This window comes from Streptomyces sp. A18, assembly GCF_059026065.1.
Window position 1 is genome coordinate 302,809 of record NZ_JBWLKL010000004.1, and the last position, 13,259, is coordinate 316,067.

Sequence of the window (13,259 nt, forward strand, 5' to 3'; positions counted from 1 at the left end):
ATCGCAGCCCGGAGACAACGGTGCAATTCCACGACTCGATGATCAGTCTCGTCGGCAACACCCCGCTGGTGAGGCTCAACAACGTGACCACGGGCATCCAGGCGACCGTCCTGGCCAAGGTCGAGTACTTCAACCCCGGCGGCTCCGTGAAGGACCGCATCGCGCTGCGCATGATCGAGGCGGCCGAGCAGAGCGGGGAACTCAAGCCCGGCGGCACGATCGTCGAGCCGACGTCCGGCAACACCGGGGTCGGGCTCGCCATCGTGGCCCAGCAGAAGGGCTACAAGTGCATTTTCGTGTGCCCGGACAAGGTTTCCCTCGACAAGATCAATGTGCTGCGTGCGTACGGTGCCGACGTCGTCGTCTGCCCCACCGCCGTTGATCCCGGTCACCCGGACTCGTACTACAACGTCTCCGACCGCCTCGTGCGCGAGACCCCCGGCGCCTGGAAGCCCGACCAGTACAGCAACCCGAACAACCCCCTCTCCCACTACCACTCCACCGGCCCCGAGCTGTGGGAGCAGACGGAGGGGAAGATCACCCACTTCGTGACGGGCATCGGGACCGGCGGCACCATCTCCGGGACCGGCGGGTATCTGAAGGAGGTCTCGAAGGGCGCGGTCACCGTCGTCGGCGCGGACCCCGAGGGGTCCGTGTACTCCGGCGGCTCCGGGCGGCCGTACCTCGTGGAGGGTGTCGGTGAGGACTTCTGGCCGACGGCGTACGACAGGAACGTGACCGACGAGATCATCGCGGTGTCCGACAAGGACTCCTTCCAGATGACGCGGCGCCTGGCCAAGGAGGAGGGGCTGCTCGTCGGCGGCTCCTGCGGGATGGCCGTCGTGGCCGCGCTGCGGGTCGCCGAGCGGCTCGGCCCCGACGACGTCGTGGTCGTCCTGCTTCCCGACTCCGGCCGCGGCTACATGAGCAAGATCTTCAGCGACGAGTGGATGAACGACTACGGGTTCCTCGAGGAGCCCGGCGACCAGCCTCGTGTCGGTGACGTACTGCGCCGCAAGGAAGGTGGCGAGCTGCCCTCGCTCGTCCACATGCACCCGGAGGAGACGGTCGGCGAGGCCATCGACGTACTGCGTGAGTACGGCGTCTCGCAGATGCCCATCGTCAAGCCGGGCGCGGGCCACCCGGACGTGATGGCGGCCGAGGTCATCGGCTCCGTCGTCGAACGCGAGCTCCTGGACGCCCTGTTCACGCAGCGCGCCTCGCTCTCCGACCCGCTGGAGAAGCACATGTCGGACCCGCTGCCGCAGGTCGGCTCCGGTGAGCCGGTCGCCGACCTGATGTCGGTGCTCGGCGCGGCCGACGCGGCGATCGTCCTGGTCGAGGGCAAGCCGACCGGTGTGGTGAGCCGTCAGGACCTGCTGGCCTTCCTGGCGGAGCAGCAGGGGCAGTAGCCGCTGGACGGGCCGTCAGCCGTGTGCCGCGGGCCGTGGTCCGAACTTCGCGGAAGTGGTACGAGCGCGACACGTCCGCGCAGCACCCGCTTAACACGGCTCCGGCACATTGGTTGTTGTCGGCGTACAGGAACTCCGGAGCGGCTCCCGGACCCTCTGAACGCCTGGACGTGGCCTGGTCCTGACCCGGCCCACGTCCCTCGCGGGGACCGCCGTCGTCCCGCCCCCTGGGAATCCGGGGGTGCGGCGGTCCTCGCGCATGGACTTCGTATACGTGTGCCTCGTACGTGCGCCTCCAGACGCACCTGTACGCGCCCGCCTGCGTGACGGGCTGTCACTTCGCCGCGGTCGCCCCGGGCTCCACCACCAGTCCCCGCCCCGCCCCCTCGATCAGCCCGACGTACACGCGGACCACGTCCGCCACCGGCGTCCCCTGCGACCCGTCGCGGCCCATCTTCTCCAGGGTCTGGGAGACCCAGCCGGGGCTGACCGAGTTCAGCCGGATGCCCCGCGGCATCTCCGCCGCCGCGACCGGCACGAAGTGGGCCAGGCCCCCGTTCACCAGGGCGGCGAAGGAGAGGCCGGGCTCGGAGAACGTCGAGATGCCGTTCGTGAGGGTGAGCGAGCCGCCGTCCTTGATGTGCTGCGCGGCGCGCCGGACCAGGTGGACCTGGCCCAGCATCTTGCCCTCCAGGCCCTGGAAGTAGTCGTCGTCGGACGACGCGTCGATCCGCGCGATCCGTCCGCTCCCGGCGACGGCGACGACCGCGTCCACCGCACCGATTCCGGCGAACAACGCGTCGATCGACGCGGGCTTCGACAGATCCACCGTGACGGGCCCTCCCCGCGAGGCCCGGACGACATCATGGCCCTCGCGCTCCAGGGTGTCGGCGAGGGCGGTTCCGATGGTGCCGGTGGCACCGATGACGACGATTCTCATGGGGCTCCCACTTCCTGGGCAGGGCGGTCGGTGGGCCCAGGTTCGCGGGGAGGGCGGCAGGGCGTCCAATAGTTGTTCCCATAGCCCGGAGGCATGATCGCCCCGAGGCGTTCCGCCGCCCCGAGGAACGTCCCTACAAGGTGTGCGTGAAGCTGTTCGCCGGGCGGCGGGGGGCCGGGGGGAAGCCGGATCTGGCGTGACCGAGGCGGCTGATGAAGAACGTGCGGCCCGGCAGGGACAGGCCCGATTGCAGTTGGCGGCGCAGGTCCTCGTGCTGCAGGACGATGCTGATGGGGTGCAGCGCGAGGCCGTGCCGGGTGGCCGTCAGCCAGTAGTCCGCCAGGCGGGCGCCGCCGCGCAGCGCGTCGGCCGCGCTGGGCGAGGTCTCCGTGAAGCCCATGGCCACGAAGGCGGGCGTGGGGCGGATCGCGGCGGCCATCCGCGCGGCGAGGAGGTGCGGGTAGCCCACGTGCTTGAGCAGCCGCATGGTGCCGGGGCGCAGCGCGGTGCGCAGCACCATCGCGCGCAGCGGGTGGACGCGGCCGAACAGCTGGCTCAGGCTGAATCCGTCACCGCGCCGCTCGGCCTCGACGCGGGTGGGGCGCACGTAGTGGTACGTCTCGCGCCAGGCGTCCCGGTCGCTGAAGTCGCGGTCGGCGTGCCGGGCGACGAAGTCGACGAAGCGCTCGCGATCCGCCGGGGACGTGAGGTGGCGGATGGTGACCGGCGCCTGGGTGGGCAGTCCAGGTGCCGCAGACAGGAGTTGGGCCGTCGTCTCCGTGCTCAGGGGGCTGTCCGCGTACGGGCCGCGGTTCGTCCTGCGGGCTGCCGCCAGTTCCTGATACTCCGTCAAGCTGCCCTCGGGCATACCGGCATAGCGGAGTTCCAGGACGGCGAGGAGCGACCAGCCCGGCCGCCAGCCGGACGCGCCGAGCGCCCGCACCGGTGCGGGCACGGTGCGGTAGGCCCATCCCCCCGGCTCGTCCGTGAGCACGCTGCGCTCGAGCCACCAGCCCTGGCAGGCCAGGGACTGGACGAGCAGCTGCGTGAACGCGCCGCAGCTCAGCTGCATTTCGAGCTCGTGCGAGGCCAGTGAGTCCAGCTGCCGGGAACGGTCGAGGACCACGGCGACGTACTCACTGTCCTCGCGCATGCGCCGGCCGCCCGACGCGTCGAGCAGCCGCGCCGCGCTGGCTCGGGCGTCCGGGCTGCTCAGCCTGGCGAGCGCCCAGGGCTGGCAGTTGTGCGAGGACGGGGCGAGCCGGGCGGTCTCGGCAGCGGTCTGCAGCGCCCGGCCGAAGTCACTACAGGTGACCAGGGTGCGGGACGAGGTGGGTTCTGCGGTGACCACGGGGGGTCTTACCTCCATGTGACGGCCAGTGCGTAGGTGCCGAGTTGCCGCGCCCAGCCGTGGGCCGGCAGCGAGTCGGCTCCGCGGGAGTGCTGGAGCAGGGTGGGCCCGGGGGACCAGCGGAAGGTGCCGTCGGGTTGCCAGTCGGTGACCCGGGTCTGGTGGAGCGCGCTGCGGCCGGCGACCCCGGTGTACTTGACGACCGCCTCGCGGCAGGCCCAGCGCAGCGCCAGTGGCATACCGGCCACCCGCCGCAGCCCTGCCGGTGCGTGCCTGCCACCGGGTACGGCGAGCATCCTGGCGACGTGCGGTCCCATCGGCTGCCCCTCCAGGTCGATGCCGAGCGGGTGGGTCCCGCAGGCGGCGATGGCGTAGTCGAGCGAGTGGGAGAGCCCGATGTGCACGGGCTCGCGGACGAAGGGCTTTCCGGCCCGCGGCCCGTCGGGGACCGTGCGTACGACGATGTCGTGCGGGGCCCGCGGGGCGTGCCCGGGGGCGGGCACACCGGTCCTGCGGAGGTGGTCGGCGACCGCGTACTTGATCGCGAGCCGGCCCGCCAGCCACTCGGAGCGCCTCTTGGGCAGGGTCAGCCCGCGGTGGACGGCACGCTCGGACGCGTGCAGGCGGCACTCGGCCAACTCCTCCCGGGCCTCGGGCTCCAGGGACCGCAGCCACGCGATGGAGACCACGGCGAAGGTGAGCGGACCCGGCGCCCGGTGGACGAGCAGCGGGCGCGCGGGGTCCAGCCGGAGCCGGTCGTCCAGGCCCGCCAGGAGCGCGTGGCGCCCGGCGGACCTCGTGGACGGCTCCGGCGGGGCCGTTGAGAGGGGCGGCACGGTCAGTCCTCGGCTTCCGCGCCGGCCGCGTCCGGCGTACGCGCGGCACCCGCGGGCTCGACGACCTCGACCAGGCCGGCGTCGCCGTCCACCGTGATCAGGTCGCCGGTGGAGATGTGCTGGGTGGCGTGCTTGCAGTTCACCACCGACGGCAGCCCGAACTCCCGGGACACGATCGAGCTGTGCGACAGCATCGAGCCGATGTCGGTGACCACTCCGCCCGCGATGGCGAACAGCGGCGTCCAGGAGGCGTCCGTGAAGCGGGCTATGAGGATCTCGCCCGGCTGGAACTCGTCGGCCTGCCACGCCAGATCCTCGATGATCCGAGCCCGCCCGACGATCCGGCCGGGACTGGAGCCGAGCCCCTCCAGGCGTGTGCTGTTCTCCGGTGCGCGCAGGGCCTGCGTCACGTCGTACTCGCCGATGAAGGTGAGCGGCGGCTCGGGCAGGCGGTTGTGGTACTCGTGGGTGCGCTTGCGTTCGACCAGCTTGGCCTGCGGGAAGACGTCGGCGGCAGCGCGGTTGCCCGCCAGGTAGGTGCGTATGTCCTCGAAGTCGAGGTGGGCGATGTCGTCCTCGGAGTGCAGGACGCCCTCGGCCACCAGGCGGCGGCCGACCTCGTAGACGACGGTGCGGACCAGCCAGACCGAGGTGACCATCGCCATCCGGCTGACCTCGCGCAGCTCGCTGCAGGTGGCGAAGAGCGACATGATCTTCCGCAGCACGGCCCGCTTCACCGCGGGCAGTTCCCGCAGCAGCTCCTCGGCCTCCTGCGCGGCGTTGCCGTCGCCGCGCAGCAGGTCGTCGATGGAGAACTCCTCGTCCTGCGCATAGCGGCGGACCATCTGGAAGACGTAGGTGGGATCGTCCACCCAGCGCGGATGGGTGAGCTCCATCTCCTGGCGCCCGCGGGTGCCGTTGGTGCGCATGAACGGCTCGACGTGCGAGGTCCAGAAGGCACGTCCCTCGGCGGTGGCGCGCAGCTCGGACTCGATGTCCGTCAGCGGCGAGTCCACGATGGTCTTCAGGACCTCGGGGCTCCGCCGGGCGGCCTGGGCCAACTCCCAGAGCTCACGGGCCGATTCGACGGTCCGCAGATTCGACATGTCCGTCTTGATGCGGTTCTGCAGGTTGGTGCCCTCGTCGCCGAGCCACTGGGCACAGAGGTCGGAGAACGCGCTGTAGAAGGCGAAGGCGTTGATGTAGTAAGGCATGTAGCCCACGTTCATCGCCTTGCAGTACGCGAGGTAGCGGCGGAACTCGGTACCCAGCTCGGCGCGGGTGAGCCTGGTGAGGTCCAGGGAGCGGGCCCGGTCGTACGCGCGGTGGCGGGAGGCGGCCATCCGCTCGGAGCGCCCCCGCATCTGGGCCAGCTCCCGCGCGAAGCTCCCCGCCCAGTGCCCCGCGGCGACCACGCCCCGCACACCGCCGGTGAACTGGCCGAAGGGCGAGCGGTAGGAGGGCATGTCCACCTCCTCGCTGGCGAAGCGCTCGGTGAAGACGGACGCGTCCTTGGTGGGCGGGCTCTGGGTGAGGACGTGCGAGGTGTAGGAGACGTTCAGATACACATGGCCCTGGAGGTAGCCCATGTGCAGGTCCATGTCGCCGGTGTGCCGGGTGCCGATGGAGCGGACGCAGTCGCCGTGGATGTTCTGCTGGTAGTAGCGCGCGAAGCTCAGGCCGAGCGGGGTCATCCCGCCGACGAAGATCTCCCCGATGTCCATCCGGGACCACATCGTGTTCTGCCGGACCAGGTCGGGCACGTCCTTGATGTACGGGGTGTGCAGGCTCGGCGGCTGTGCCTTGGTGGTGATGGGCCGGGTCTGCAGGAGCGAGATCCGGCCGTCCTTGAGCACCCACTCGATGTCCTGCTCGGTGCCGTAGCTGTCGCGCACCTGCACGGCCAGCCGGGCGAGTTCGCCGAGCTGCTCCGTGGTGAGCGATGCGACGTTGCGCCGCGCGGTGTCCACCTTGACCATGGCCACGCGGCCGGGCTCCACGGCCGCGCACTGGGTGACCTTGTACCGCACCCGCCGCTCGACGACCTCGAGGGTGCGGTCGTCCACCACGAACAGGTCGCTGGTGACCTTGCCCGACACCAGGCCCTCGCCCAGGCCCCAGCAGGACTCAACGACCATGCGGTGCGGCCGGCCGCCCATCGGGTCGATGGTGAAGAGCACCCCGCTGACGTCCGCGTGGACCATTTCCTGGACGACGACGGCCATCGAGCCGACCGCCGCGGGATCCTCCCGGTAGACCGTGGCGCGGTCCGACCACAGCGAGGCCCAGCACTCCTTCACCGCGGTCAGGAGCGCCTCGTCGCCGCCGACGTCCAGGAGCGTGTCGTGCTGGCCCGCGAAGGACTGCGCGGCCGAGTCCTCCTTGCTCGCCGACGACCGCACGGCCACCCGGGGCCTGCCCATCGCCGCGTACGCGTCCAGGATGAGCCGGGCGATCGGCTCCGGCAGCTCACGGGCGACGATCTCCTTGCGGACCGGGGTGTCGCCGGACCGCAGCTCCTCGGCGAGCCCGGTCTCGTCCAGGAAGCGCCGGAAGAGCCGGGTCGTGAGGCAGAACGCGGGCGGTACGGGCACCCCCGCCTCGATCATCTCGCCGAGCCTTGCGGCCTTGCCGCCCAGGTGCTCGGTGGCGACAGGGGTTCCGGAGCCGAGAATGACGACGAACTCGGTGTCGCCCTCGGGGTGTTCGGTGTTCTGTGTGCCGTCGGTGGCGGTCATACGGGCCTCCAGAATGGGCCGGGACGGATGGCGTGGGTCAGGAGTTGGTGCCGACGAAGGCACGGAACTGTTCTCCGGGGACGATCCGGTGGGCCTCCACATCGGTGAATCCCGCCTTCCGCAGCTGCGCCACGAGCTCCTCCTCCACCGGCAGCGGCCCACCGAAGTCGGCGAACTCGAACCAGAGGTTGAGGACTTCGAGGCTCGGGCTGCCGCCCTGGCACGAGGTGGTGAGGAGCAACCGGCCGCCGGGGGCCAGGGCTTCGCGGGCGCGCGCGAGCACCTCGACCCGCTCGGCCTCGGGGAAGTAGTAGATGTTGTTGTGCAGGGTGACCAGGTCGTAGCGCTCGTCGAAGGCCAGGGCGCGCAGGTCGCCCTGGCGTGTGGTGACGCGGTCGCCGAGTCCCCAGCGGTCCATGTTCCGGGCGGCCTCCTCGGCGACCTCGGGCTGCAGGTCGACGGCGAGTGCGGTGAGCCGGGGGTTGAGCGCTGCGGCATGGCGCACGTACACGCCGCTGCCGCAGCCGATCTCCAGGAGCCGGACGGCGCGCTGCCGGTCCAGGATCCGGGACACGGCCTCCTCGATGAACGGCTGCACCACGAGCGAGGAGCGGGCGATGACCGAGCCGTCCTGGTCGCCCAGGGTGAACGAACGGCCCTCGCGCACCATGCGCGGGGCGTCCAGGAGCACCGGGTGGTGGAAGCGGACGACCTCCTCGAGTGCGCCCGCCGCCGCGTCGTTCTCCACCCGGGCGAGCTGCTTGGCCAGGCGGCTCTTCAGGGCGTACCGGCCGTGCCGCGACTGCAGTTGGCCGAGCTTCACCCCGGCGTCGAGCCAGCGGCCCAGCCGGTGCGTGTCGCCCTCGATGCCCAGCTCCGCGGCGAGCGTGCGCAGATCGGCCGGGCTCTCGGCGAGCCGGCGCAGCACTCCGCTGCCGGCCGCGGCCGTCAGGAAGGCCGCCCGGTAGACCGGCGTGACCAGCTTGCCCGAGAGGGACAGAAGCAGCCTGATCTGCGGGGAGCGCAGCAGCCTGACGACCGTCGCCGCGGTCGTCAGCGGCGAGGCGTTGCGCGGGCGGTGTCCGGTCGACGTCATGAGTACCTCTGTGGTGAGCGGGCGGATGCGAGGCCTGCGCACCAGCCGCGCAGCTCGCGCAGGAGGAGGTCCTGGGTCGGCTCCTCCAGCAGGTAGAAGTGGCCGCCGGGCACCTCGCGCCGGTGGAACGCGGCGGTGGTGTACGGGCGCCAGGACTCGGCCTGTTCGGGGCGCGCGAGGGGGTCGTCGGCCCCGTTCATCACGGTCAGCGGCAGGTCGAGCGGGTCCCGCTGCCGCCACCGGTAGCGGTCGCAGACCCGCAGGTCGGCGCGGAGCGCGGGCAGCCGGCGGCGCAGGAAGGCCTGGCGCACGGCGCTGCGTCCGGCGCCGAGACCGCCCAGGCCGCCGAGCAGCGCGACGAGTTCCTCGTCCGGCAGGGTGCTGTCGCCGCGGTCGCCGTAGCTGTGCGGGGCCCGGCTGCCGGAGAGGAAGAGGCCAAGGGGGCCCGGCCGGCCGCGCTCCCGCAGCGCGCAGGCCACCTCGTACGCCAGCAGGGAGCCCATGCTGTGGCCGAAGAACGCACACCCCGCGTCGAGCCGCCGGCCGATCAGTGCCTCGGTGATCGCGTCGACCAGCGGGCCCATCGAGGTGAACGGCTCCTCGGCGAGCCGCAGCCCGCGGCCGGGCAGCAGCAGCGGTTCGACCCGTACGCCGGTGCCGAGCGGGCGGCTCCAGCGGTGGAAGACCGAAGGGGTGCCGCCCGCGTACGGGAAGCACACCAGCGGCAGCGCCCCCGGCGCGGCGTGGCCGGGGCCGCCCGCGGGGAACCACGGGCCGTCGGCGCGGGCGTCCGGCGGTACGCGGACGGAGGGTTCGGCTGGGGGCACGGTGTCCTCGGTGGTGTCGGGTACGGCGGGCAGGGGCCGGGGTCCGGGGGCGATCGACGGCCGACCGGAGCGCGCTGCGTCAGGACGGTGGCTCACCGGCGCCTTCGGCCAGTGCGCGGTAGTCGGTCTTGCCGTTGGCGTTGCGCGGCAGACCGGCGAGGCGGGTCGCCGCGTGCGGCAGCATGTAGGGCGGCAGATGCTCCTTGCAGTGCTGCTTGAGCTGGAGCAGGTTCGGCTGCTTCGCTCCCTCGCGCAGGACGTAGTACACGGCGATCCCCGCCCGGCCGCCCTCGCCGGTGGTGATCACCGCGGCGTCCTCGACGGCCGGGTGCCGCAGGACGGCCGACTCGACCTCCCCGAGCTCGACCCGGTAGCCGGAGAGCTTGACCATCCGGTCCTTGCGGCCGCGGTAGACCAGCAGACCCTCTTCGTAGGCCACCAGGTCGCCGGTGCGGTGCCGGCCGCCGCGGTGGTCGTCGGCGGCGGGCTCGTGCTCGCGGCCCCAGTAGCCCGGGGTGACGCACTCGCCGGATACGACGAGTTCGCCGGGCTCCCGTGAGTCGGTCACCGTGCCGCCGTCCGCGTCCTCGACCCGGACGTGAGCGCCCTTGATCGGGGAGCCGATCGGCAGCGGGTGCTCCCGTCGCAGGTCGGCCGGGGTGGCCCGGTGGTAGGTGCAGACGTTGGTCTCGGTCGGGCCGTAGAGGTTGTAGAGCGCGGTGTCGGCGGGCAACAGGGGTACCAGCGCCGCCAGTTGGCCGATGGGGAAGACCTCGCCCGCGAACAGGACGTACCGCAGTGTGGTCGTCTCCTGTGGCGTCAGCGCTCCCGACGCGGTGAGCAGATGCAGGATCGAGGGCACCGAGTACCAGACGGTGACGCCGTGCCTGCGGATGCCCGACGCCAGCGCGGACACGTCCTTGGACTCGGCGTCCGGGATGATCCACAGCGAGGCCCGCGCGGCGAGCGCGGTGAAGAGGTCGAAGGTGCTGAGGTCGAAATTGAACGAGGCGTGGTTCGCGAAGACGTCCGCGGGGCCCACATCAAGCTCCTCCAGCGCCCAGCCGACGAAGTTGGCGAGGTTTCGGTGGGAGATCTTCACGCCCTTGGGCGTTCCGGTGGAGCCCGAGGTGTAGAGCAGGGCGGCCAAGTCGTCGGGTGTGATGGGGCGTTCGGCGGGTTTTGTGCCACCGGTGGGAGTGGCACAGGCGAACTCCGTCCAGGCGACCACGGCGGCAGCCGAACCCGCCGCCCCGGCGTCCTGCGCACCGTCGGCCGGGGCATCGGTCAGAACAATGGCGCGCAGCGACCGCGGCAGTTCCGACGCGGTGAGCCTGCGGAGTCGTCCGTGGTCGGTGAACAGCACGGTGGGCGACGAGTCACGGAGGATCGTCGTCACCCGGCCGGCCGGCTGCGCGCCGTCCAGCGGTACGTACACGCATCCGGCCTCCAGGGTGGCGAGGATCGCCTCCGCGTAGCGCGGCTGCTTGTCCAGCCAGATGGCCACGCGTTCGCCGGGCCCGGCGGTGGCCGCGCGCAGCCGCAGGGCGAGCGCGTCGACCCGGTCGGTCAACTCGCCGTACGAGAGCGGGTCTTCGCCGACCAGTGCGGTACGGGCGAGGTCGTCCGCGTCGAGTCCGCGCGGCAGCCGGATCACGGAGATGTTCCCCTTCTTCACGGTGCGCCCCTCACCCCTCGGACGGGGAAAGGACCCCGACCTCACGTCCGGCCTCGACGAAGATTCCCGCCGCCTCTTCGAGATCGGCGGTGGTGTGCTCGCTGGTGACGCTGATGCGCAGCCGGGCGTCGCCCAGCGGTACGCCCGGGAAGACCACGGTCTGGCAGAACAGCCCGCGTGCCCGCACGGCCCGGCCCATCTCCATCGCGGTGCGCTCGTCGCCGATGACGATCGGCAGGATGGCGCTCTCGGAGTGCTCCAGGTCGAACCCGGCGTCGAGGAGCGCGGAGCGCAGCGTCCGGATGTTGTCCCAGAGCCGGGTGACGCGCTCCGGCTCGGACTCCATGACGTCGATCGAGGCGATCAGGCCCGCGGCCGTGCCGGGCGGGATGTTCGCCGCGAAGACATAGGAGTTGGCGTAGAAGCGGAGGTAGTCGATGACCTCCTCGTCGCCGACGACGAAGCCGCCCATGCCGGCCAGCGCCTTGCTCATCGTGCCGAGCTCCAGATCGACCTCGCCCTTGAGGCCGAAGTGCTCGGCGGTTCCGGTGCCGCGCTCGCCCAGGACGCCGGTGGCGTGCGCGTCGTCGACCAGCACGCGGGCGCCGTACTCGCGGGCCAGGCGCACGATCTCGGGGAGGTCGCAGACGTCGCCGTGCATGCTGAACACGCCGTCGGCCACGATGAGTTTGCCCATGGCCTCGCCGCGGCAGCGCTGCAGGACCCGTTCGAGGTCGGCCATGTCGTTGTGGCGGTAGATCTTGCGGACCGCGCCGGAGAGCTTGCAGCCGTCCACGATGCTCATGTGGTTGAGCCGGTCGACGATGGCCGCGTCATAGCTCTTCACCAGGCCGGAGATGACGCCGAGGTTGGCGGAGTAGCCGCCGGGGAAGACCGCGCAGGCCTCACGGCCCTTGAGGCGGGCGAGCCTGCGCTCCAGCTCGCGGTGCAGCTCGTTCGTGCCGCCGATGATGCGGGAGCCGGTGTGGGTGGCGCCGAAGGATCGGGTGGCGTCGCAGACCGCGTCGATCACCTTGGGGTGATTGGCGAGGCCGAGGTAGTTGTTGGAGGCGAACATCAGGAACTCGCGCTCCCGGCCCTCCAGGTCGTCGTAGATGACCGCGCGGCTGCCGCTCATCGCGCGGTGCGGCATCCCGTACCAGTAGAGCTTCTCCTGCTCGCGCTGCGTCCGGTACTGGCGGAACGAGCGGGCCTTGGCGAAGAGGTCGGGGTCGCGCTCCTCCATGAAGTCCTTCATGGAGCGGCTGTCCCACTCGCCCCCCTCGCCTGCCTCGGCCCTCGCGCCCGTGGTCCGCGTACCCGCGTTCCGGCCGTCGAGCGGCTGGAGTGCGGCGAGTTCGGCGTGCAGCTTGCGCAAGGTGGTGGCCAGGACGCCGTCGGTGGCCTCCTGCGGGATCCCGGCGGCATCGGCGGTGTCCGCGATGATCGACGTGAGGACGACCGAGTCGATGCCGAGCTCGCTCTCGAAGTCGGCGTCGAGACCCAGCTGTTGACGCTGGTAGTGGGTGTGCCGCATGGCCGTGACGACCAGGGTGTGCAGCAGCGGGTCGTCCGCACCGTCGTCGGCCGCGGGGGCGTCGGCCGGTGCGGGGGCGTCGCCCAGCGCCGCGGTCACGTCCGCCACCAACTCCCGCAGGGTCGCCGGGGATGAGTCAAGATCGCCCTTCAGGCCGAAGTGCTGGGTCAAGGCCTCCAGGATCGACTCGAGGACCACGGAGTCGATGCCGAGCTCGCCCTCAAGGTCGCTCTCCGGCGTCAGGCGCGCGATGTCGTACAGCGTGCGGGACGCGACGATCTCGACGACCTGGCGGTGGATGAGCGAGGGGTCCTCGGCGACGTCCGCCGACTCCTTCATCGGGCACCCTCTTTCTCGTTCTGGATGCGGTCCACGAGCGCGGTGATGGCTCCGACCGTCTGGAAGTTCCCCGGTGCGACCTCGTGCAGTGGAACCGTGATGCGGAATTCGCTCTGCAGGAAGTGCACCAGGTCGAAAATTCCCGCGGAGTCGATGATGCTCAATTCGGTGAGAGGTGTTTCGGTATCCAGGCCCTCGGTGTCACCGTCAAGCCAGGCCGTGGCTATGTATTCGATGATCGACTGCTCAGTAATCATGGCCGCCTTAGACTTGTATTCGGCAGAATGCCGAGCCGTGACAACAGTTGCAGACCTGCCTTGCATCCCGCTGAGATTCGGATGTAAATCCACTGTTGCGCGCATTGGTGCAGGTGGGAAGGGGTCTGCGGGCAAGTTCCCGGGAGGCGTGCCGGGCGCCGGGGCGGGAAAGTCATGCTTGCCGCACATCGTCGTCGGAGTGTTGAATTTCTATGGTACGTTTCCACGGCTTTTCGCCAACCGGCCGA

The 13,259-nt window shown here is 71.1% G+C and carries 10 protein-coding genes; 1 reads left to right on the forward strand and 9 read right to left on the reverse strand.

Annotated features, from left to right (window positions below; translation table 11 throughout):
* The first annotated feature begins 20 nt into the window (after positions 1-20).
* Positions 21-1,412, forward strand: a complete 1,392-nt coding sequence (locus tag AC5P1C_RS09405) for a cystathionine beta-synthase (protein ID WP_493865231.1) — start codon at positions 21-23, stop codon at positions 1,410-1,412.
* Between the two features lie 334 nt (positions 1,413-1,746).
* On the opposite strand, the gene AC5P1C_RS09410 is transcribed toward AC5P1C_RS09405, so the two are convergent.
* The 9 genes from AC5P1C_RS09410 to AC5P1C_RS09450 form a co-directional block, all read right to left on the reverse strand.
* On the reverse strand, positions 1,747-2,352 hold the full coding sequence (locus AC5P1C_RS09410; RefSeq protein ID WP_493865232.1) for a short chain dehydrogenase: 606 nt from the start codon (positions 2,350-2,352) through the stop codon (positions 1,747-1,749).
* 133 nt (positions 2,353-2,485) lie between these two features.
* The gene (locus AC5P1C_RS09415) at positions 2,486-3,703 is read right to left on the reverse strand and encodes a RedV protein (RefSeq protein ID WP_493865233.1); all 1,218 of its coding nucleotides are present in this window, start codon (positions 3,701-3,703) and stop codon (positions 2,486-2,488) included.
* An 8-nt stretch (positions 3,704-3,711) separates the two neighbouring features.
* On the reverse strand, positions 3,712-4,539 hold the full coding sequence (locus tag AC5P1C_RS09420) for a 4'-phosphopantetheinyl transferase family protein (RefSeq protein ID WP_493865234.1): 828 nt from the start codon (positions 4,537-4,539) through the stop codon (positions 3,712-3,714).
* Positions 4,540-4,541: 2 nt separating this feature from the next.
* Entirely contained in the window at positions 4,542-7,277 is a 2,736-nt protein-coding gene (redH, locus tag AC5P1C_RS09425; protein WP_493865235.1) for an undecylprodigiosin ligase RedH, read from the reverse strand.
* A 37-nt stretch (positions 7,278-7,314) separates the two neighbouring features.
* A complete protein-coding gene (locus AC5P1C_RS09430) occupies positions 7,315-8,373 on the reverse strand; it encodes a methyltransferase domain-containing protein (RefSeq protein WP_493865236.1) in 1,059 nt (352 codons plus the stop codon).
* Positions 8,370-9,296 (reverse strand): thioesterase II family protein, encoded by a 927-nt coding sequence (locus AC5P1C_RS09435; RefSeq protein ID WP_493865237.1) that lies wholly within the window; start codon positions 9,294-9,296, stop codon positions 8,370-8,372. Before AC5P1C_RS09435 ends, AC5P1C_RS09430 begins: the two co-directional genes overlap by 4 nt.
* Positions 9,280-10,878: a D-alanine--poly(phosphoribitol) ligase gene (locus AC5P1C_RS09440; protein WP_493865238.1), complete on the reverse strand. Its 1,599-nt coding sequence runs from the start codon at positions 10,876-10,878 to the stop codon at positions 9,280-9,282. Before AC5P1C_RS09440 ends, AC5P1C_RS09435 begins: the two co-directional genes overlap by 17 nt.
* 10 nt (positions 10,879-10,888) lie before the next feature.
* Positions 10,889-12,754, reverse strand: coding sequence for an aminotransferase class I/II-fold pyridoxal phosphate-dependent enzyme (locus AC5P1C_RS09445; protein WP_493865239.1), 1,866 nt, complete (start codon positions 12,752-12,754; stop codon positions 10,889-10,891).
* Positions 12,751-13,011 carry an acyl carrier protein gene (locus tag AC5P1C_RS09450; RefSeq protein WP_493865240.1) on the reverse strand — a complete coding sequence of 87 codons (261 nt, stop codon included), beginning with the start codon at positions 13,009-13,011 and terminating at the stop codon, positions 12,751-12,753. Before AC5P1C_RS09450 ends, AC5P1C_RS09445 begins: the two co-directional genes overlap by 4 nt.
* Positions 13,012-13,259 lie beyond the last annotated feature (248 nt).